Annotated in this window: 16 protein-coding genes; 14 read left to right on the top strand and 2 right to left on the bottom strand. The window is 57.9% G+C overall.

The annotated features are described in order from the left end of the window. Nucleotides 1-40: 40 nt before the first annotated feature. The 9 genes from HMPREF0574_RS03810 (at nt 41) to HMPREF0574_RS03770 (ending at nt 11,627) form a co-directional block, all read left to right on the top strand. Entirely contained in the window at nt 41-2,395 is a 2,355-nt protein-coding gene (locus tag HMPREF0574_RS03810; protein ID WP_004007374.1) for a cell wall-binding repeat-containing protein, read from the top strand. A 196-nt stretch (nt 2,396-2,591) separates the two neighbouring features. Beyond that, nucleotides 2,592-4,160, top strand: coding sequence for a DUF2142 domain-containing protein (locus tag HMPREF0574_RS03805; protein ID WP_004007373.1), 1,569 nt, complete (start codon nt 2,592-2,594; stop codon nt 4,158-4,160). 78 nt (nt 4,161-4,238) lie between these two features. Beyond that, nucleotides 4,239-5,231, top strand: coding sequence for a dTDP-glucose 4,6-dehydratase (rfbB, locus tag HMPREF0574_RS03800; RefSeq protein ID WP_004007372.1), 993 nt, complete (start codon nt 4,239-4,241; stop codon nt 5,229-5,231). Between the two features lie 30 nt (nt 5,232-5,261). Beyond that, nucleotides 5,262-6,023: a glycosyltransferase family 2 protein gene (locus HMPREF0574_RS03795; protein ID WP_004007371.1), complete on the top strand. Its 762-nt coding sequence runs from the start codon at nt 5,262-5,264 to the stop codon at nt 6,021-6,023. Continuing rightward, on the top strand, nt 6,023-6,457 hold the full coding sequence (locus tag HMPREF0574_RS03790) for a DUF2304 domain-containing protein (protein ID WP_004007370.1): 435 nt from the start codon (nt 6,023-6,025) through the stop codon (nt 6,455-6,457). The genes HMPREF0574_RS03795 and HMPREF0574_RS03790 overlap by 1 nt, the downstream gene beginning before the upstream one ends. Further along, nucleotides 6,454-7,539, top strand: coding sequence for a UDP-N-acetylglucosamine 2-epimerase (locus HMPREF0574_RS03785; protein WP_004007369.1), 1,086 nt, complete (start codon nt 6,454-6,456; stop codon nt 7,537-7,539). The genes HMPREF0574_RS03790 and HMPREF0574_RS03785 overlap by 4 nt, the downstream gene beginning before the upstream one ends. Continuing rightward, nucleotides 7,536-9,263: a DUF2142 domain-containing protein gene (locus HMPREF0574_RS03780; protein ID WP_004007368.1), complete on the top strand. Its 1,728-nt coding sequence runs from the start codon at nt 7,536-7,538 to the stop codon at nt 9,261-9,263. Before HMPREF0574_RS03785 ends, HMPREF0574_RS03780 begins: the two co-directional genes overlap by 4 nt. Continuing rightward, a complete protein-coding gene (locus tag HMPREF0574_RS03775; protein ID WP_004007367.1) occupies nt 9,256-10,350 on the top strand; it encodes a glycosyltransferase in 1,095 nt (364 codons plus the stop codon). Before HMPREF0574_RS03780 ends, HMPREF0574_RS03775 begins: the two co-directional genes overlap by 8 nt. A gap of 2 nt (nt 10,351-10,352) precedes the next feature. Next, nucleotides 10,353-11,627, top strand: coding sequence for a lipopolysaccharide biosynthesis protein (locus HMPREF0574_RS03770; protein ID WP_236585824.1), 1,275 nt, complete (start codon nt 10,353-10,355; stop codon nt 11,625-11,627). Here HMPREF0574_RS03770 and HMPREF0574_RS03765 read toward each other — a convergent pair. Beyond that, on the bottom strand, nt 11,595-12,641 hold the full coding sequence (locus tag HMPREF0574_RS03765) for a glycosyltransferase (protein ID WP_236585825.1): 1,047 nt from the start codon (nt 12,639-12,641) through the stop codon (nt 11,595-11,597). The genes HMPREF0574_RS03770 and HMPREF0574_RS03765 overlap by 33 nt on opposite strands. 130 nt (nt 12,642-12,771) lie before the next feature. On the opposite strand from HMPREF0574_RS03765, the gene rfbD reads away from it, so the two are divergent. Then, nucleotides 12,772-13,635, top strand: a complete 864-nt coding sequence (rfbD, locus tag HMPREF0574_RS03760; protein ID WP_004007364.1) for a dTDP-4-dehydrorhamnose reductase — start codon at nt 12,772-12,774, stop codon at nt 13,633-13,635. 32 nt (nt 13,636-13,667) lie between these two features. Here rfbD and rfbA read toward each other — a convergent pair whose 3' ends face one another. Then, on the bottom strand, nt 13,668-14,531 hold the full coding sequence (gene rfbA / locus HMPREF0574_RS03755) for a glucose-1-phosphate thymidylyltransferase RfbA (protein ID WP_004007363.1): 864 nt from the start codon (nt 14,529-14,531) through the stop codon (nt 13,668-13,670). Between the two features lie 96 nt (nt 14,532-14,627). Here rfbA and manA point away from each other — a divergent pair, with 96 nt between their 5' ends. From manA to HMPREF0574_RS03735, 4 genes are all read left to right on the top strand, one after another. Then, entirely contained in the window at nt 14,628-15,839 is a 1,212-nt protein-coding gene (gene manA / locus HMPREF0574_RS03750; protein WP_004007362.1) for a mannose-6-phosphate isomerase, class I, read from the top strand. 257 nt (nt 15,840-16,096) lie between these two features. Then, the gene (locus tag HMPREF0574_RS03745) at nt 16,097-16,390 is read left to right on the top strand and encodes a WhiB family transcriptional regulator (protein ID WP_004007361.1); all 294 of its coding nucleotides are present in this window, start codon (nt 16,097-16,099) and stop codon (nt 16,388-16,390) included. Nucleotides 16,391-16,420: 30 nt separating this feature from the next. Beyond that, on the top strand, nt 16,421-19,753 hold the full coding sequence (locus HMPREF0574_RS03740) for a glycosyltransferase family 2 protein (RefSeq protein ID WP_004007360.1): 3,333 nt from the start codon (nt 16,421-16,423) through the stop codon (nt 19,751-19,753). Further along, nucleotides 19,750-21,411: a DUF5719 family protein gene (locus tag HMPREF0574_RS03735; RefSeq protein ID WP_004007359.1), complete on the top strand. Its 1,662-nt coding sequence runs from the start codon at nt 19,750-19,752 to the stop codon at nt 21,409-21,411. The genes HMPREF0574_RS03740 and HMPREF0574_RS03735 overlap by 4 nt, the downstream gene beginning before the upstream one ends. Nucleotides 21,412-21,426: the final 15 nt, after the last annotated feature.

Here is a 21,426-nt window from a genome sequence, read left to right as displayed (position 1 = left end):
AATCAAATCAGAACCCTCAATCTTAATTTCTGGAGGAAATATGAGAAAGTTGCGGGACGTTGTCGTCTATTTCAGCGCATTTGCCTGCGCGGCAGCACTAGCTGCTCCGGCTTGGGCTGCCAATAGCGTCACCGAACGAATCGCTGGAGCTAACCGAATCAGTACCGCAGTTAACGTGGGCTTGCATTGCTTCCCAAGCACTGCCAAGCACGTGTATTTGGCACGTCAGGATGTCTTTGCAGATGCCCTCGCCGCCGGAGCATTAACGGACGGTCCGACACTGCTGGTTCCGAGATCAGGCACTGCCCCGGTGGAGGTTCGTCAAGCGGTAGCGCGCATGAACCCTGAGAGCGTCGTGGCTTTGGGCGGCGAAGGCTCAATCTCGAAAGCAGTGCTGGATTCCGCCGCGCAAGGTCGAAAGACCGAGAGACTAGCCGGCAAAACCCGCTTCTTGACAGCTATAGAAATTACTAAACGAGCCTTCCCCGCCGCGAAGCCCAGTAAAGTTCTCTTGGCAGACGGGTTAGGACCTGACGGGACCGGCTCTCCGGATGCAGTAGCGGGAGGAACCGTTCCCGGAGCCGCAATTCTTCTAGCTCCCCGTACCGACGGCGCTGATGCCAAGGCGGTAAAGGCAGAAATTGAGCGTTTGGGCGGTAGCCCGGTGCGTTTGGGCGGAGCTGCCACGTTTAACAACTTCCAAAACTCTCACTACGGGATAGTTTCGGCATTGCAAGGAAATAATCGTTACGCCACTTCTGTAGAAATCGCGAAGGTCAGTAATCCCAATCAGGTCTCTCGGGTTTACCTGACCCGTGGGGATATTTTCGCGGATGCGGTCGTGGCAGGATGCCTCACCGATGGTCCGGTGCTGCTGGTGGCGCACAGCAATACCATTCCGCAAGCTGTCGCTCAGTATCTATCTAGCACTCGACCCCAGCAAATCGTGGCATTGGGCGGAGAAGGCTCCGTGCCGACAGCAGCTTTGCAAGACGCAAAACGTCTGGCAGAGGGGCGGGCTAAACCTGACAGCAAACCTGCGACCGGACAAGGCGATCCCAAGAAACTGCGCCAGATTAGTGCGGGCGGTGACCACACCTGCGCCGTTGCCGAATCAGGAAACCTGTACTGCTGGGGTTCAAACCGTTTCGGTCAGATTGGAATTGGCAACGCCTCGCCGAATTATGGCTTTAACCTAGCCACCGATCCGCTGCCGGAAACGTATCACTCCTTTACCGGTCACAATGCGAACGTGGGCAAACCGGCTCTGGTGTCGACATTGACCAATGTGGCGGAAGTTTCTTCGGGTCTGACCCACAGCTGTGCCTATGATGCCGCCGGTCATGCCTTCTGCTGGGGGTCCAACGTTACCGGTCAACTGGGACAAGGGGACACCAACTCCCGGACCACCCCCGCTCTGGTGCCGTCGCTCACGGGAGTGACCTCCATTGCCGCGGCGGGAGAAACCAATGGTCCTTGGTCTATCCGTAAAGACAGGGCGGACTGGATTCCCACCGGGACGGGACATTCCTGCGCAGTCGCGAACGGCACGGTCTATTGCTGGGGCGACAATAAGTGGGGTCAGCTGGGTAATGGCAACAAGACCTCATCACCCACGCCTCTAGCGGTTTCTGGAATACCTCAAGCTGCAAAGAAAGTCGTGACTGGAGAAACCTATTCTTGTGCGCTGACCAACAATGGTGACGTGTACTGTTGGGGGACGTTCCGTCATGACTGGGGTCAGGGCACGAATAACCAGGTGGCTGGGAAAGGCTATCCCTGGCTAGCCAACGTCTCCTATGCAGATTCACTGACCCCTCGACAGGTGACCTCGGTACACGGGGCGACTGAACTGGAAACCGGGTCGTACTATGCTTGCGCCAAAATGGGGAATTCCATGCATTGCTGGGGATACAACTCTCGCGAGCAGTTCTTTGAAGACATTAATCCGGCGACGATGGCACCGACAAATGGACAATTCCCGGTGCATCGTCACGCGCAGTCTTATACCGCTTCCGGTTGGGGCAGTATCAAAGGGTTTAGCTTGGGACGTAACAGCTCATGTGCTATTGGGCCGAATTCCAGAGTCTATTGCTGGGGGCTCAACGATGCGGGTCAGGTCGGCAGGAGTCAGTCAGCTAAAGATAACGATGACTCTTCGGTGCGGATTGGTATCGTAGGCTCGATAGACACCCATGTGAAAGCCATTTCAGTAGGGTGGGCGCACGCCTGCGCCATTACCGGTGACGGTGGCGCGCGGTGCTGGGGCTACAATCCCGACGGTCAGCTGGGCAACGATCAAGTGTTCGGGGCGCGCTGCACCGGCTGGCAAGTTCCCGGTTTAGGAAGCAATCCGTACGTACCGCGAGATCCGCGTATTTACGATTGCAACTAATCGCAACTGTCTGTGGTGGGGACTGCAAAGTCCCCACCACTGCTTTTTACCCCTAATCGCGCCAGCCGACACCAAAAAATCTCTGAATGTTGATTAACTTGCGGTACCTGGCGGACTCGATTGACCGTAAGCCCCATCCTGCTGCAGCTTTCCCTTACAATGAATAAGCTATCTTTACCGCATTTAAGGAGACACTTTGAGGTCCGAAGTTTCCCATCCCGCGGCGCGGTTTGCGCAGTTTGCGCAGTCTGTGCGGTGGCGGTGCTGGGGCGAATTGCTAATTCTACCGCTGCTGTTTTTCCTGATTCTGGTGCCGTGGGCGGTGGCTGCTCCGGTGGGAGGCACGCCCGATGCAGACTTTCACTTGAATTCCATCCTGTGTTCTGCGCAGAACCGTGGGGGAATCTGCCGTCACTCCGCGACCGATGCGCGCATTGTGGAAGTGCCCACGAATACTGAAGCGGTGAACTGCTACATTAAAACACCCACCGATTCTGCAGCCTGCGTCGAGTCTGCACTGAAATCCGGCAACGCTGAGATGCACCGGACGAAGCGTTGGAATTCCGAGGGTGCCTATCCGTCGTTTTATTACAGATTCCACAGCTTGTATGCCGGGAAAAACCTCGTCTTGACCACCATGTTGACCCGCCTGGTCAATGCAGCCTTGGCAGCGGTACTGACCGGAGCGGTTGCTGGTCTTTTGGGGAGGAACCGGCGCCGTAACCTGTGGCTGACCGTTTTGGTCACCCAAGTTCCCTTGGGATTGTCCCTGCTGTCTTCCCTCAACCCCAGTTCCTGGGCGACGCTGGCTCCGGTATTGGTATTCTTTGCGATTTGCGGAGCTATGGAACGGGACTCAGCGAGTGTGAAGCGCCGGGCAGGTTTGGTGATTCTGGCGGTGGTGTCTTTTATGTACGGTTCTGGGGCCCGCTGGGACTCCGTCGTCTTTTGTGGTTTGGCTCTCCTTGCGGCATTAGCTTGGGGATTGGATTTTTCGGCGTTACGTCGCCGATTCCGGGGGGCAGGCACCATCAGCGGGGTGGCGGTTTCCCTGGTGGTGTTTTTGCTGGTGATTATTGCCGTGTCCGCTCGTTTCCTGCACTCAACCGTGCTGGGGGATTTTTTTGCGGCGGTATTGGGACGCGATGCAGCGGAGAGACAGAGCCGTCACGATATCTTCATGAATCTGCTCAACATCCCAGATTATTTCCTGGGCGTTTTCGGGCTGTGGCCTCTGGGTGCTCTGGAAATCGACCTGCCTCGAGTGGTGCCGTTCTTGGGTTTCGCTGTCTGTTCCGGGGTGCTATTTTTAGCGCTGTGTCAGGCGTCGCGGCGAACTAACCTGATTGCGTTGGTATTGCTGCTGTTTTATGTGGCGATGCCGTTACTCTTGTTGTTTGAAAAACACGCTACCGTCGGTGTTTATGTTCAACCGCGGTACCTGTTGCCTTTGCTCACACTAATTGTGGGGGTGTGGCTTTATCCGTTCAATCGCTCTGCCCTGATGGTTTCTGTGCAGCGGTGGGTAATCGGATTGGGGACGACCGTGTCTGCGTCTGTCGCGCTCTATGCGGTGGCGATGCGCTATTGGCGTGGCACGCAGTACCTCCCGGGGGAATCGACCTGGTGGTGGAAGGGAGTGCCGGGTCCCCATTTCTGGTTGGTCATGGAAGTGCTAACCTTTGGAATCTGGGCAGTAATCATTTTGCGAGAATCGAGACAAAACCAGCCGGAAAGCGCTGAAAAGGACCTCAGAACGGAATAACAGCGGCGAGAGTGGTTAAAATCTCTCCAGTACCACGGTAGGCTGAGAAACGTAGAGAGACGAAAGAAGGAACTGAGAATGCATGTTTTAGTCACCGGCGGAGCCGGTTTTATTGGCGCTAACTTTGTCCACACTACTGTAGAGGATTACCCGGATGCCACCGTGACGGTGCTGGATAAGCTGGGCTATGCCGGCAATCCTGCCTCCATTGAAGGACTGGACCGAGTGAACCTGGTGGTCGGTGACCTGGCCGACCGTGACCTGGTGGACTCCCTTGTGAAGGATGCTGACCTGGTGGTTCACTTTGCTGCCGAGTCCCACAACGACAACTCGCTGGTGGATCCCTCGCCGTTTATTTACTCCAACCTGGTGGGTACCTTCCACATTCTCGAAGCCTGCCGACGCCACCACGTGCGCCTGCACCACATCTCGACCGATGAAGTCTATGGCGACCTGGCGCTAGACGACCCCCACAAGTTCACGCCGGAAACTCCCTACCTGCCGTCCTCACCCTACTCAGCTTCAAAAGCGGGGTCCGACATGTTGGTGCGTGCCTGGGTGCGTTCGTTCGGGGTGGAGGCGACCATTTCAAACTGCTCAAACAACTATGGACCCTATCAGCATGTGGAAAAGTTCATTCCGCGCATGATTACGAACCGTATCGACGGGGTGCGCCCGCGCCTGTATGGAGATGGGTTGAATGTCCGGGATTGGATTCACGTGTTGGATCACAATACTGCCGTGTGGGCGATTATTAACCAAGGTCGGTTGGGTGAAACCTACCTGATTGGTGCTAATGGTGAAAAGAACAACCTGGAAGTCGTGCAAGCCCTGAACCGCATGATGGGATTCCCCGAGGATGATTTTGACCATGTGAAGGACCGTCCCGGTCACGATCGACGCTACGCGATTGACAACACGAAGCTGTGCGAGGAAACTGGCTGGACCCCGCGGTTCACCTCGTTCGATGAGGGGTTGCGCGACACCATCGAGTGGTACACCACCCACGAGGACTGGTGGCGAGGAGCCAAGGCCGAAACTGAGGCCAAATATGCTCAGCAAGGTCATTGAACACTCCGTACAAAATGACTGAGAGCACCCTTGGACGCAAATGCAGATGAGCAGCAAACCGGGACAGGGCTGCAAGCCGCGAGAACCCTGATTATCATTCCTGCCTGGAATGAATCGGTGACCTTGCCGGTGGTCTTGGACCAAGTGGTAGCGGCAGATTTGGGCGCCGACATTTTGGTGGTCAATGATGGCTCCACAGATGCCACTCCCGGCATAGTACGCAATTATGGTCCACCGGTGGAGCTGCTCGATTTGCCCTTAAATCTGGGGGTTGGCGGAGCGATGCGAGCCGGTTATCGTTACGCGGTGGAACATGACTATGATTATGCGATTCAGATTGATGGCGATGGACAGCACGATCCACTGTATGTGGAAAACCTGTTGACAGCCTGTCAAGAACAGGGCGCTGACATCGTCATCGGCGCTCGTTTTGCCGGTCGCGGAGACTATCAGGCACGCGGACCCCGGCGTTTAGCGATGCGTCTGTTAGCAATAGTGCTCTCCCGGGTGTGCGGGACAAAACTCACGGATACGACTTCAGGATTTAAACTGGTCAATCGCCGGGGCATGGAACTCTTTGCGCGGGAACTCCCCGCCCAGTATCTCGGGGACACCATCGAAGCTCTGGTTATTGCGGCAAAAGCGGGACTGCGCATCATGCAAGTGCCGGTGGAGATGCGCCCGCGCCTGGGGGGAGAGCCTTCCCACAGTCCGGTAGCTTCCGCGGTGTACCTGCTCCGGGCTGGTTTGGCATTGTTGGTAGCATTGTCCCGGCGAAAGGGAGGAAAGTGATGATGGGTGGCACGTACCTAATCGGGGTGGTTTTTTCTCTCCTGGTGTTCCTGATGATTATCTTGGCGCTGCGCAATTCGGGGATGAAAGAAAAATATTCCGTATGGTGGTTTTTGGTTGGCGTAGCGGTATTGGTTGTGTCCATTTTCCCCGGTGTCTTGACGTGGGTGGCAAAGAGTCTCGGTGTGGTAGTGCCCCTGAACTTGGGGTTTTTCCTCTCTGGGGTCGTTTTACTGCTGATGACTTTACAGTTTTCGGTGGATTTGAGCCGCAGTGACGCCGAAAAAAGGCATCTGGTGGAAGAAGTTGCTTTATTAAAACAGCGGATTGAAGTCTTGGAACGGAAAACCGGCGTTACCAGACATCCGCGAGCAGGGGCTGATGCGACCGATTTCGCTCCGGATGAGGACGCAAAGGAGAACAAATCACAATGATTACTTTTATTGCAGGTACTACCGCCGAATACATAAAAATCGCCCCCATCTTGCGTGAACTGCGGGAACGAGGGGTGGAATACCAACTGTGGGCCACTGACCAGCATGTCGAAGGCGCCTCCGAGGTCCTGCAAGACTTTGGACTGCCTCCGGAAGACGCGCACTTTGTGCCGTCCTCGCATCGTCAAACCGTGGCGAGGACCGGTCAAGTCATCCCGTGGTTAGCCCGCATTGCTGGGACTTTTGTGCGTTTCTTTCCGGAATTTCGCAGGCGGTGTGACCGAGGGATTGTGGTGGTACATGGTGATACCTTCACGACTGTTATCGGCGCGCTAATGGGACGACTGTGGGGTTGCCGGGTCGCTCATGTAGAAGCGGGGCTGCGCAGCGGAGCCTTGTTTAATCCTTTCCCAGAAGAAATTAACCGGCGTATCGTTGGTCGCTTAGCGCAGCTGCATTTCGCCCCTACAGAGCTGGAAAGGGATAACCTCGCGAGTTCTGTGACGCGGGGATCGCGGATTATCGTGACGAAAGCAAATACGGTAGTTGATGCGTTGCGTTACGCGATTAATCACACCACCCCGCGGCAAGATTTACCTGAACATTTTGCACTCGTTACCCTGCATCGTTTCGAACTGGTGCAAAATCAGAACGACTATACGACGATATTGCGCAGAGTCGAGCGTCTCGCGGAGGATATGCCCGTGGTGCTGATGCTGGGACAATCCGAACGGGTGCTGCTTAAGAAATATGGTCTGACCTCTATCTTGAACGGTAACATCACAGTTTTAGAGAAAGAACGCTACATAAACTTCATGGCGATTTTGACCCGCGCAGCTTTAGTCATCACGGATTCCGGCGGACTGCAAGAAGAATGCGCGGTACTGGGAGTTCCGACCGCGGTGCACCGGGCGCACACCGAAAGGCAACAAGGCTTAGGTCGTAATGTGGTGTTGACCAAGATGGATTTAACAATTTTGGATGATTTCCTAACTCATTGGAGAGAATATCAGTTTGATTCACTGGTGGAGGCTTATCATCCATCGCGAATCATCGCGGACACCCTGACGGAGAAAGCATGAGCGAATCGAACCTCCCCGCCGACCGTGTCGAGCCGGCGCCAACATGTTCTGGAACAGTACAGATTGGTGCCACCCCCGCTACCGAAAAACCCATAGGGGGCATGCGGAGAAAGTTTGCCCAAATCGGACACTGGGCTGTTGCGGCTCCACTGTGGCTGCGCGCGGTGCTGGTGTTGATAGCCGTGGGAGGGTTTCTGCTCACCGGTTTCGCTTGGTCATTAGCCTCCCCGCCGGGAGGTTCTCCGGACGACGATTATCACCTCGCTAGTATCTGGTGTCCACGACCGGTGGAAAGTTCCGGATGTGCCACAAAGACCATCGACGGCAAACCCGCGGTGAAGGTTCCCGCCCGTTTCACCCAGTTGACCTGTTTTGTGACGAAGTCAAAGGTTTCAGCGGCTTGCAGCGAAGACTTTGACGGCGAGACGGCATTTACCAATCGTGTTGATCGTGGCGACTATCCCTGGGGTTACTACCAGCTACAGCATCTCCTGGTGGGAAAAAACGTGGAGGTTTCCGTGGTGGCAATGCGGATGTGCAACGTGGCTTTGGCGGTGCTGCTGCTCGGGGCCATATTGTTACTGGCTCCACCGCGATTCCGACCGTGGTATTTCCTTGCTTTGGTGGGGTCGTGGGTCCCGATGGGGATTTATTTAATCGCCTCAAATAATCCCTCCTCCTGGGCTCTGATAGGAGTCGCGGGATTCGGGCTGGGGCTTCACGCCGCGGCATTCAGCGAGCCGCGCCGCGAAGTTTTTCCCGCCACAACGCCCGCGCGTCTTCCCGTGTCGCTGCGGTGGCGGCAAATAGTCTTAGTGGTGCTTTCTGCCCTGGGGTGCCTGATGGCAATGGCGTCGCGCGCTGATGCCGCGTTTTATATTTTTGTTGTGTCGTTGAGCATCTGGATGCTGATTCCGCGCTGCCCACGCCGCCGTTGGCTGCTAATCTTTTCAACCATTGCTTCGGTGCTCGGTCTGATAGTCACCGCAACCTCCGGACAGAACGAAGCCCTGAGCGATTCCGGCGATAATGATCGCGAAATGCCTGGTCTTTTGGGGAAATTGTTTGGTTTGACCATGTCGCTGCCCCGATTCTTTTTCGGTTTGTGGGGTGCCGGATGGGGGCCGGGATGGTTTGACGTCAACCTGCGCCCAGAAGGAGTTTTTGCTTCTGCCATCGCGGTGGGAGTGCTGATTTCTCTGGGCTTGTCCACGTTCACGGCACGAAAATTCTGGGGCATCTTTTTCAGTTTGGGTGCATTGTTGGGAGTACCTTTCGTGGTGATGTTTTTGCAAAACTACGTCGACATCAACCGCTACCAGCCCCGATACATGCTTCCGCTGCTGGTCATCGTGATGGTGATTTGGCTGTTACCGCCGGTCTGCGCGGAGCCGGACCAACCTGCCCACAAATTCGTGACCAGTACTCTGCGCTATGAAATTTTTGTGCTGCTCTTTATGTGCTGGGCAAATCTGCAATCCCTCTTTGCGGTGGTAGGACGTTACGTTCGCGGCGAAACCTGGAAAGGTGGAGTGAATCTCAATAGTAAAATCTCATGGTGGTGGGATTTTCCCGCCCCGCTACCTCTCCAGACCTGGATTATCGGCGCGCTGACCTTTATCTTCGCGGTTTTCGCTACCTTGTGGTTGGTTCACGTTTCGCCCGCGCACCGGGACACTCTTACCGAAACAAACTCTGGTGAACTTGAGGTATCCCATGCCTGACTTTACTGAGCTAGACGTAGTTATGCCGGTATTTAACGAAGGCGACCATGTTTCCGATGCAGCCGCTCATCTGCAAATTGCTGCTGCCCACGCGGGGATTAAAACTCGTCTCATCGTGGTTGATGACGGATCCGGTCCGGCGGATGCTGCCAAACTCGATGTCTTGGCGCAGCAGGGCGAGATTTTCTTGCTGCGTCAACCAAACAGTGGGCGTTTCTTGGCGCGTTCCCGGGGGCTTGCCGCGGCGCGAACCCGTTATGTCCTGCTCCTTGATGCCCGAGTGAACCTTGCCGCGGATGCGCTGCGCCGACTCAGACAGGAACTGCTCGCCAGTGAAGCCTCTCATCAGGTTCGGGAGGTCTGGAATTTTCATGTTCAGCTGGCTAACACCACCAGTCCTTGGGCAGCGTTTTGGTCTGGACTGACAAAGGTCTGGTGGCGGCAATACTGGAAGAACCCCCGTCCCGTCACTATCAATTCCGCAAACTTTAATAGTTATCCCAAAGGCACCGGTGCTTTCTTTGCGCCGCGGGAACGGCTCTTAGCAGCGGTTGGGGAATTCTCCTCCAGCTTTGACAACCCCAAACTTGTTTCGGATGACACCGGTTTACTGCGTTCCTTGGCCGCTGTGCCGGGTATCAGTCTCGATCCGGCAGTGAGCTGTGATTATTTCGGCAAAGACACACCCCGAAAGTGGTCGAAGCAATGCTTTTACCGCGGCACCACTTTTGTGGATTCTTATTTGGGGAGTGTGCCTTGGTTTGGCTTACTGGGAATCCTTGCGGGGGCGGGAAGTGCTGCCCTGGCTGGATTTGCGCTGATGCACTGGCATCCTCGTGTGGTGGCAGGGCTGGCATTAGCTGGTAGTGCCGCGGCGGGAGGTGCCGTGAAGGCTTGTGGGGGAACCAAGGGCGAAGCCTGTGCGGTGGGTGCTTTGACTCTCCCGTTCGGAATCATTTTCGGAAGCGGATTTTTGAGGGGTTTGGCATTGGGATGCCGTGCCGGCTACCGAAAACAATCGCGCCCCGAGGAAACCGCTGCATTTTCACCGCAATCCTTCGACCCCACGGTTTCGCAGGGAGAATAACCGTGAAACGAGTGGGAATAATTGGGGTGGCGCTGATAGCAGCCAGCCTGCTCGGAATCTTGCTGTTGGCATGGGTGGCACGGTGGCTTCCTCCTGATGAAAACGCTGCGTTTATCGCTTTGTGGGGAGTCCTTTTCGCCGGGGGGTCGGCGCTATCCCTGGTAGAACAGGAAACTGCGCGTCAGACCGCCCTAGCCCACTCTCGCGGGCAGAACCCTCCGGTTTCGATATGGCAGCTCAACTTCGTGGCTCTCGGATTTGCTTGGATGGTGTTGCTGCTTGTCGGGGTCACCCCCGGAGGGGCGGTTTTGTTTGGGAGTGATACTTCGGAGTCTCGCACCAGTTCTTTTCACTGGATTACGCTGGCGGTGTTGGCTTTTGCTTATCTAGGTTTTGTGGCGCAATTTTCGATGCGAGGTCTGGCTTTGGGGAGTCGGAGGGAAGGCATCTACGCGGTGATATTGGTGGCTGAACCGGTGCTGCGCCTGCTGGGACTGTTGCCTTTCGTGATTTGGCTGACCGCCCCTTCTCTGCTGTGGGCATTAGTCGCGACCGCCTTGGGCTCCTATGGTTGGATAGTGGCTCTGGGGCGCTTACGGGTGCATCCATTTGCCCCAGACTCACGAGAACCGTGGCGGACCGTAGCGGGACGGGTGCTGACATTGGGGGCGGCAAACGCCCTTTTGGCTGCTATTTTGACCGGGTACCCGGCTTTGGTGACCGGCTTACTAGGCAGCTCACGCGGTCTTGCCGTATTTTTTGCAGTGGTGACGCTGTGCCGTATCCCGCTGGTGCTGCTGTCCCCGATCCAAGCGCTGGTAATTCCTGAAACTACCCGGATACTCGCGGCGGGGCGCGCTGCAGAACTCTATACCCTGCTGGGAAAGGTCTTTTTCGCGACCGTGTCGGTAGCCCTCACAAGTTTTGCTCTGGGCTGGTGGTTGGGTCCGTGGGCAGTAGCCCTGTTGTTCGGTCCCGCTTACGTGGCTCCCGGCTGGCTGGTGGCGGTCATCCTCGCGGCGACGGTGGTCTTGGGGGCAGCTTTGCTCCAAGCCGCAGTTTTTGTTTCATTACAAAAATATCTCTATGCCGTGCTGACCTGGGCAGTGACCTTGGCTGGAACCGTAGCGGCACTGTGGGTGACTCCCGGTGTGGCGCTTTCTCGAGGCACTGCCGGTTTCGTGGCGGCTTCGCTGCTGGGATACCTTCTCTCTGCTTTGTTGCTTCGCTTCGCGCTGGGGCGTCTAGGCAGAGAGCAGGTCGCGAATCATGGTTAGCCAGCCGCGAGAGTACCGGCTGTAGTTGCCCCGGATGGCTTCAGCAGTGATGCCGGGAATCCGGGCTAACCGATGGTGGGGCAGGTCACTGCGGCTTTGTTGGTGCGCCAATGCTTTCACCAGGTCGTGGCGTTGCGAGGGCGTGCCCAGCTGACGTGTGTCGGCAGCTTGAGCCAAGGAACACGCGCGGGTCAGTCGACGCTGGTTATCCGATTCATTTCCCGCGGTGAGCTGTTTCCAACGGTCTCGCAAGGTAATCTTGCGAGCCCCGACTGCGTTCCCTCCGTGTTGGCGGTAGTACGTTAGTGGGCGTTGCACAGAAGTCTGCACCAGGCGTAACCGTCCGTCTAATGCCGCCATCATTGCCAACCATTCATCATGCAGCAGCCCCGGTGGGGTCGGCATATTTTCGCGGGCGAATTCTCCCCGCAGCGCCACCGTTGCCCCGGTGATGAGATTACGTTTCAAAAGTACGGAAAACGCATCTCCCTCGGTCAAGTGCTGCAGTTCTGACGGCGAGGCTTTTAGTTCGTGCAACAGGGTCTTGGGACGTTGCGGATTCCCCAGGGGTCGTCCGTCGGAGCCGGTCAAGACCGCATCGGAATGCACCAGCTCCGCGTCGCGCAAAGCGGCGGTTAGTACCGTGGTCTTTTCGGGACCCCATTCATCGTCCTGATCGGAGAGAAACACGACATCAGTCGTGGTGGCACTGATTGCGTCAGAAAAGTTGTCGCGAATTCCTATCCGGGGACGGTGTAAGCGCCAGTTGAGACGAATCGGATGGGCGGGATGTTGACGATTAAAATCATCCACCAGGCTCTGCACAATCTCTACGGTGTTGTCACCAGAATCGTCGTCCCCGATGGTGAGCTCGTCGATAGGAAGTTTTTGATTCAAAATGGAGCGTACCTGCGTGGCGACAAAACGGGAACCGTTACAGGTCGTCATGGCCACCCCCAAGGTCGGGTGGGAAGGGAGCGGGGTGAGGTCGCGGCGCCAAATCTGGGTACTCATCTCTACCATTATAAAAGCCCGCCGAAAAAGCCGGGTATGATGAACACGGAACAAGACCCGGTAGGTTTGGCTCGCGAAAGCGTCCCAAAACAGTCCTGATACTCAGGCGAATCAATGGAAGGGAAACAAAATGCGGTGGATAGTTGTGGGAGCAAACGGAATGCTCGGTCAGGATTTGGTCGAGATGTTGCAATCCCAGGGGGAGGACGTGCGCACTTATGACCGTCCGGAAATCGACTTGACGGTGCAGTCTTCCGTCAAAGAACACGTGGTGGAGGCTGACGTGGTGGTTAACACCGCCGCTTTTACCGCGGTTGATAAGGCTGAGGAACAAGAACGCGCGGCCTTTGATATCAACGCGACCGCGGTGCAGTATCTGGCGGCGCAGTGCCGGGAAATCGGGGCACGCCTGGTGCATATTTCTACCGACTATGTGTTTGATGAACCGGCAGACCGAGAGACGCCTTGCGAAGAGTACGCTCTACCGAAACCGGCAGGAGCCTATGGACGGACCAAGCTGGCGGGAGAATGGGCGCTGCGTTCCCTCAGCGAGGATTACCTGATTGTGCGTACTGCCTGGCTGTATGGCGCCAAGGGCAATTGTTTCCCCAAGACGATGGCGCGTTTAGCGGGGGAACATGACCGACTGACAGTGGTGGCAGATCAGTATGGCCAACCGACCTGGACTCGTGACCTCGCAGATTTGATTTGGCGCCTGATTTCAGCGAAAGCGCCCAGCGGAATTTATCACGGGACAGCTCAGGGCAAGACGAACTGGCATGGTTTCACGCAGGCTATCGTACGTTCCCTGGGCAAGGATCCGTCGATGGTCGCGCCGGTCACCACCGCTGATTTCCCGCGCCCGGCCCCGCGCCCGGCTTTCTCCGTTTTGGCGCACAAAACTATCCGTGACCTGGGATTGGAGCCAATCGGTCCCTGGGAGGAACGCTGGGAAGTAGCAGCTAAAGAGATTTTGGCTGATTACTTGGATTGAACCCCGCGTTGCGGGGCGTCAACGCGGGGGCACTATGCCTCCAGCAGCCCCAGCAGGTAATCCCCGTAGCCGGATTTCCGCAGCGGCTCGGCGCGTTTGACCAGCTCCGCGTCGCTCAAAAATCCGCGGCGCCATGCGGCTTCTTCGGGACAGCCCACTTTCAGGTCTTGCCGCTTTTCCACGGTTCGCACGAATGCGGTTGCGTCCGCCAGGGAGTCAAAAGTCCCGGTGTCCAGCCAAGCCGTGCCGCGCGGCAGGACCTCGACCTGCAGTTTTCCGGCTTCGAGGTACACCCTATTGACGTCTGTAATCTCGTATTCCCCGCGGGCGCTGGGCTGTAGGTTCCGAGCGATCTCCACCACGTCGTTGTCATAGAAATACAGCCCCGGCACCGCATAGTTTGACTTGGGCTGCGCGGGTTTTTCTTCAATAGAAATCGCGCGGAAGTTTTCGTCGAACTCCACCACCCCGTAAGCCTTGGGGTTGTGGACGTGGTAGGCAAATACAGCCCCGCCGTCAATCCCCTTGAAGCGTTGCAGCTGGTCGCCCATGCCCGGACCATAGAAAATGTTGTCCCCCAGCACCAGGGCGGCTTCTTGCGAACCGATGAAATCCGCCCCCAACACGAACGCTTGAGCCAGCCCATTGGGCACCTCTTGCACCTGATATTCCAGGTGAATCCCAAACTGAGAACCGTCACCGAGCAGACGATGGAAAGACGGGGCATCGTGCGGGGTGGTAATGACCAGGACGTCTTGAATTCCTGCCAGAATCAAAGTCGTCAAAGGGTAATACACCATCGGCTTGTCATAGACCGGCACCAGCTGTTTCGAAGTGCCCAGAGTGATGGGATGCAAACGAGTGCCGGATCCGCCGGCCAAAATAATTCCACGCATGAAACTAAGCCTATCAACCAAAAGCCTCCCGAAATGACTTATGAACGGCGAAAACCTCCCTAAAATTAATCCCAGACCAGTGAAAGGGGAAACACCGTGGAACGCATCGGAGGGATTGAGAAACGCTACGCTTGGGGGTCAGATAGTGCTATTCAGGAGCGCTTTGGCATTGGTACGCCCGGTCAGACGCTGGCAGAAGTGTGGTTCGGTGCTCACCAGCTATCGCCTTCGGTTTTGCTTGATGAGTCCGGTCAGGTAGAGGAGGACCCTTTGACCCTGGAGGACTGGATTGCGGCTGATCCGGTCGGTACGTTGGGGGCTTCGGTGGTGGAGCGTTTCGGACCGCGCCTGCCCTACCTGATGAAGTTCATCGCCCCGAAACGCCCGTTGTCCCTGCAGGTCCATCCGGACAAATCCCGTGCCGAGGCACGCTACAAAGCTGAGGATTTGGCGGGAATCCCGCTGGATTCTCCGCAGCGGCTGTACAAAGACCCCAACTATAAACCCGAACTCATCTATGCGATTACGAAGTTCGAGGCGCTGGCAGGGTTTCGGGCACCTCGGCGCATTATCGAGATTTTTGCTGACTTAGACACCGAGCTAGCGGTGCAAATCGTGTCCATGCTGCGGGTCAATACGTCCCCCCAAGGCATCCGCACGGTGGTGGATCGACTCTTGTCTCCCCATACGACCCCACAAGCGGCGCAGGTCGAGGCCACGGTGGCGGCGATGACGGATCGTCTGCAGGCGGGAACCTCGCCGTCCGTGCGCGTGGACCGGACCGTGATGGGTTTGGCACGTTCCTATCCGGGGGATGCGGGGGCAATCGTGGCAGCGATGCTGAACCCGGTGACGTTGCGACCGGGAGAGGTGCTGTTTACGCCCCCCGGTGGGATTCACGCCTATCTGTCCGGGCTGGGGGTGGAAGTGATGGCCAGTTCGGACAATGTGTTGCGGGCAGGGCTGACTGAAAAGCACGTGGATTGTCAGGAGCTGTTGAACTGTCTGGATTATGTCGCTGCCCCGCCGGTGCGCATCGCTCCCGAGTGGGTGACGGAGTCGACTCAGGTGTTCTATGCTCCGGTGGATGATTTCGAGTTTTCGGTGACCCGCCTGGACGGGCGGGAATTGGCGTTGCCCGGTCACGGGGGGCGCCTGATTCTGTGTTTGGAAGGTACTCCGACCATGCGTGATGGGGCGACTGCCGGTCTGGTGTTGCACCCGGGAGAGGTTGTGTTTGTCCGGGCAGATAAGGTTCCGGTCTATGCTGCTGGAACTGGGGTAGTGCTCCAGACCGATATTCCTTGAGACGAGTAGGTAATTATTCTCAAACCTGCTTTTGTGGCAAACGTTCCAGGGGCGTGTCGAGCGTATGTGATATATCTCACATTTGCGCTCAAGCTGTGCGGTTGGTGGATTTTCGCGTGCTGGAGCCAAACTCTGAGCCTGAACCCACTTGAACTCTGGAATCACACGCGTGTAACTTAGAGGTAACGGTTCTTGGCCCCTCTGAGACGCGGTGCCGAGTCTACAGAAGTTGTCCGAGCGAATGAGGTGAAGGGTCCTTGTGGAATCTGTTTGGTGAAGGCGATCTCGATTTCGCTGATACAGCCCCAGAGATTGACGAAATTCTCAACGGACCACTCGCTTGGCAAGCTCAGGCGCTGTGTGCTCAAACCGATCCAGAAGCCTTTTTCCCGGAAAAGGGCGGTTCGACACGGGAAGCGAAGAACGTCTGCTCCTGCTGCCCAGTAAAGGCTGAATGCCTGCAATATGCGCTGGAAAACGACGAGCGCTTTGGGATCTGGGGTGGCTTGTCTGAGCGGGAACGCCGTCGTTTGAAGCGTCGCGTGTCCTGACTCCAATAGGGAAGTAATATCCTTAACTCTGTGCGCACTGCAGTTACCGCCCTTATCGTCACTTCTGGGGAGACGCCCTATTTGGCAGCGACCCTTTTGGCGGTTTCGCGACAAACCTTGGCGCCGCGCGACGTGTTCGTCATCGACGTTTCCAGCTCCGGGGTCGCGCATCGTTCCGGCACAAAAGTCCTGAAAACGCCGGGAGTCCCCAACTTGGGCGAAGCGCTGCGGCAAGCTACCGCGCAACCCGATTTTCCGACGCCCCCGCCGGGACAACCCCACGCCCTGTGGATTTTGCACGATGACTCCGCCCCCGCTCCCACCTGCCTGGCTGAACAGCTGAAAGTCCTGGAATCTGACTCTGCCATCAAAGTGGTGGGGGCGAAACAGCGACTGTGGGACAAAGCCAATCAAATCGTCGAGGTCGGCATCCACGCGACTCGCTCCGGGCGCCGTCTGCAAGAAATGGACACCGGCGAAGTCGATCAGGGTCAATACGACGGTCGCGGAGACGTGCTGGCAGTGGGCACGGCGGGAATGCTGGTGGACTGGGACACATTTCGCCGTCTGGACGGTTTCGACCCGCACTTAGGACCTTTCGGTGATGGTCTGGAGTTTTCCCGGCGGGTTCGCCTGGCGGGGTATCGGGTCATGGTGGCGCCGCACGCCGTGGTTTATCACAAGATGGCAGGCTACTTTGGGCTGCGCGGTCCCGATGGAGGACGTCCCGCGCGTTCTGCCCGCAGCTTTGACCCCACCGGGCGCGATGCGGATGCCAACGGCAAGCTGGAACCGAATCCGAAGCGTTCCTTTGCTGCCCGGCGCACCGCCCAGCTGCACAACTGGATGGTGGCAGCGCCCTGGTGGCAGTTTATCTTCCTCCCCCTGGCAGTTTTGGTACTCGGCGCACTGCGGGTGCTCTGGCGAATCATCACGAAAGAGCCAAAACTGGCGGCAGGAGAACTAAAATCCACCCTGGTAACGGTGTTCCGACCTTTTGCAGCGTGGCAATCCCGATTGCGACGGGCACGACAAAGCAAGATTAGCCCCCGCACCCTGCGACCCCTCCAAGCGAAGTCGTCCCAAATCCGCCAAGCCAAAACGACTGCCCGGCGCGTCGCGAAGGATCAGCGCCGTCCCCAGATTCCGGACGGGGTCGCACGACGTAATTTTTATACCGAAAAATCCTTGGATCGCACCCTCGTGTGGAGCGTCGCTGCCGCTCTGATTCTGGTAGCACTGGTGGGCTGGCGCTTTGCCATCGGCGGCGTGTCTGGGGGAGCATTGGCGAACCTGCCGGCCAGCAACCGGGACTTTTGGAATGACCTGATTTCCGGGTGGATTCCTGCCGGTTTGGGCTATGGCTCAACAGTCGGGGCAACGGATCCCCTAGGGCTGGAAGTGGCGAGCCTGGGACAGGTTGCCGGTCTGGTCGGAATAAAAGGGGCGGTGGTGCTGGCAGTCCTGTTGTTTGCGACCCTGCCTCTCGCCTGGCTGAGCGCGTGGTGGGCTAGCGGAGTCCTCACGGACTCTCGCACGTTGCGTGCCCTCGCTGCCTTGTCCTGGATTCTCAGTCCGAACCTGCTGGTCAGTATGGGTCTGGGGCAGTTGCCGGTGTGGATTTTGGCAGTGAGCGTGCCCCTTTTCGTTGGTTCACTAGCGCGGGGCACGGGGATGCCCGTGACTCGCACCGTGATGGGAGAAATCGAACCGGTCACCGTCAGCGTGCATTCTGCCGCGATTATTCAGGTTGGTATTGCTGCCCTCACCGGGTTCCTGACAGTGAGTGCGTCCGTGATTATGGTCATTCCCGTGGTGCTGCTGGTGGGGCTGGCGATGCTGAAAGGAGTCGCTAACCCGCTTTATGTCGGTGCGCAAGCGGAGACGAGAGCTTCTACTTTTAGCCGCATTCCTGCCCGTTTACGGCTGAAAGCCGTTCATGCTCTGATCGTGTTGTCTCCCGCGGTGCTGCTGGCTTTGCCCACAGCGATGCGCACGGTGAGTTCGCCTGCCCAATGGTCGCTGTGGCTGTCCAGTCTGTCGGTGCCGCTGCCCGTCTCTATGCCGAACTGGTGGGATTTGCTCACGGCGTGGCCGCTTGATGTGGCGGCGACAGCCCTGCCCATTGCCCTGCCGGGCTGGCAAATTCTCGCTTTCCTGCCCATGGGGTTGTTGCTGCTCACCGTGGTGGTGGGGGTGATTATTCCGGGTCGTTCCACCGGGGCGCACTGGAGTCTGCTGTTTGCGCTGGGGGGCGTGGTGACGGCGTGGCTGGCGAGTTCCACCCCGGTTTCCGTTTCGGGAGCTGACGCCGTATGCGCGTGGGGCGGACCGGGGCTGGCGGTGTTTCACGCGGGATTGATTACGTCCGCCCTGTTCTCGATGGGGCGTCTCGAGCTGACAATGCCGGTAGAGATTGCCAACTGGAGCAATCGCAGCGCTAAAGCCGTGGTGGCAGCCGCGCTGTTGATTCCGGTCTTGGGTGCCACCCCGGTGTTGGTAAACCAGTTTGCGGCTCCTGCCGATTCCGGCTTTAACGCCCTGAAAACGTTCCGGGAGGCGAGCCTTCCCGCTACGGTCGCGCAAGGGCAGTCTTCCCCGCGCCACCTGCGGGCGCTGAACCTGGAGGTCGCCAGCGCCCCGCACCAATCCACCCTGGTGACGGCGAGTCTGTGGCGGGACTGGCGAGACACGACTTTTGAAGCTTCCCCCTATCTGAAACTAAAAAATTACCGTAACGTGACCGGGTCCCGTACCCCCGATGCGGCTGACGCGGTGCTACAGACCACGGTGGCAGCGGTGCTGGGGGGTTCCACTCCGAAGCTGGGCGAACAGCTCGCCCAGTTGAACGTGAACTTCATTATCGTGCCCCCCAGTCGTGATGCCGCGACCACTGCCCTGGTCAACACGTTGGATTCGGCAGCGCCACTGGAACGGATTACCACCACGGAGGCTGGCACGGTGTGGCGTCTGGCTGATTCCGCCACGGCGAGCCTGGCTCGGATTGCTCCTGCCCAGTGGAAGGGGGGACACCCGTCCTGGCCGACTGGTGAAGTCAAGGCGCAGGCTCTCAACGTGCGTGGCGGGAAAGCTCGTGTCCCGGAGGGACCGGCGGGACGCCTGCTGGCGTTGAGCGAACGTGCTGATAGCAGCTTTACCGTGCGGTTTAACGGCAAAATTATCGACCCGGTAGAAACGGGTCAGTGGAATGCGCTCTATCAGCTGCCCCCCAGCTCCGGCACCGTGACCATCACCTACGCTTATCTTCCCCACCAGCTGTGGGGTGCGGTGCTGCTGGTGTCCCTGCTGATTGCCCTGGCAGCAGCCCTACCGCTGCGTCGGGTGTCGGAGGTGAGATTGTGAAACTCGAAACGGTTGAGGATACGCTGCCAGAGGCGGAGTCCCCAGAAGTGAAATCGGCGGACTCCCGTTACGCGACGGTCAGCCGGTGGGAGCGGGTACGTTGGTTCCTCGCCACCCTGCTGGTCGTGACCGTGGCCGGGCTGGTGGTCGCCATTGGTTTGACTCGACCGGCAGCTGCTCAGAAGCCGCACTATGGCGAGCCGGTCCCGGTTCCTCCCGGTCAGATTACCTTGGCTTGTCCTCAGGTGCCGCCTACGGTGAATCCGGCAGCGGTCGATGGGGAGGGCAAGCCGTTGACCCCGCCCAAAATCGCGGGGTCGATGACCTCCACCGTTTTGGCTCGCACTGATAGGGTTCCGGAAAAGGCTGTCTACCAGCCCCTGGGCTCGCTGGGACGCGCCCCGCAGCCCGCCACTCCGACTCCGGCAGAAACGACCCCGAACCAAACTAAGTCGCATCATGCCGGGACCGCGCACGCCTCAAAAAATGACCCCGAAGAAGTCGCCCCGCCCCCGGAGAATCCCCGCAACGACCTCGTGCTGACCCCGAAATCGGCGATGCTGTACGGCAGTTTTTCCACTCCGGTCAGCGGTTTCCTCACGGCGCAACCGTGGGATGGCAAAGTTGCCCTGGCGGCGGCTGACATCGAACAGTCGGTGTCTTCGGGTGACTATCGTGGTTTGGCCAGTGCGTCCTGTCAACCGGCACAGTTGGAATCCTGGCTGGTCGGCGGTTCGAGCGAGGTCGGGGAATCGAGCGTGTTGCAGCTGATGAACCCCTCCGCCAATCCGGTGGATGCCAAGGTCGAAGTCTGGGGAGACACCGGGAAACTCGATTTTCCCCGCGGGGACAAAATCAACGTGCCTGCACATCAGCTGCAAGCCATTCCCCTGGAATCCCAGGTGGGAGGGAGCCAGCGTCTGGTGGTGCGAGTCACCGCAAACGGAGCCGGTCTGGCGTCTTCACTGCAGACGCACAGTTTGCTGGGCTTGACGGCGGGGGGAGTCTCCCTGGTACACGCCTCGACCCTGCCGCACACCACCCAGGTCATTCCGGGCGTGGCGATGGACGGGAGTCTTGGCGCGGTGCGCCTGTTAAATCCTGGTGCGGATACGGCACGAGCCAGCATTGAAGTCGTCAACGAAAACGGTCGTTTCCCGCTGCCGGGAGGCAAAGACCTGGATTTGGATCCCGGCGCGGTGCTGGATTTCACGCTGGGTGGCTTGCAGCCGGGCAACTATGCGGTGGTTGTCAACGCCACTCAGCCCGTGGTGGCAGGAGCGGTCATCTATCGGCAAGGCTCGGTTTCTCCCACGGACCCGGACAAATTTGTGCGCGATGTGGCGTGGCTGCCCGCGCTGTCTACCGGCGGAGGAGTGGTGATGGGACCCGCCGCAACCCAGCGGCAGCTGCTGGTCACAAATCTCACCAACAAACCTCAGGAATATCGGATTGCGGAAACCACCCATGTCGTCAACGCGATGACCACGGCGGTGATGCCCCTCAAGGAAGAAACTCCGCAGCTGGTAGAAGCCCCGGATTTGTATGTAACCCAGCTGGTCACCACGAACTTGGGTGACGGTGATGGGATTGATGCCCTAGAGCCGATTCCCGACCTGGCTGTGTCCAGCCAAATCTATGTCCATCTCACCAGCTGAGCAGTGGTTTAAAAG

Source organism: Mobiluncus curtisii subsp. curtisii ATCC 35241, assembly GCF_000146285.1.
In the GTDB taxonomy this organism is placed as follows: domain Bacteria; phylum Actinomycetota; class Actinomycetes; order Actinomycetales; family Actinomycetaceae; genus Mobiluncus; species Mobiluncus curtisii.
Note: the sequence above shows the minus strand (reverse complement) of the source record. Positions and strands in the feature narration are given on the sequence as shown.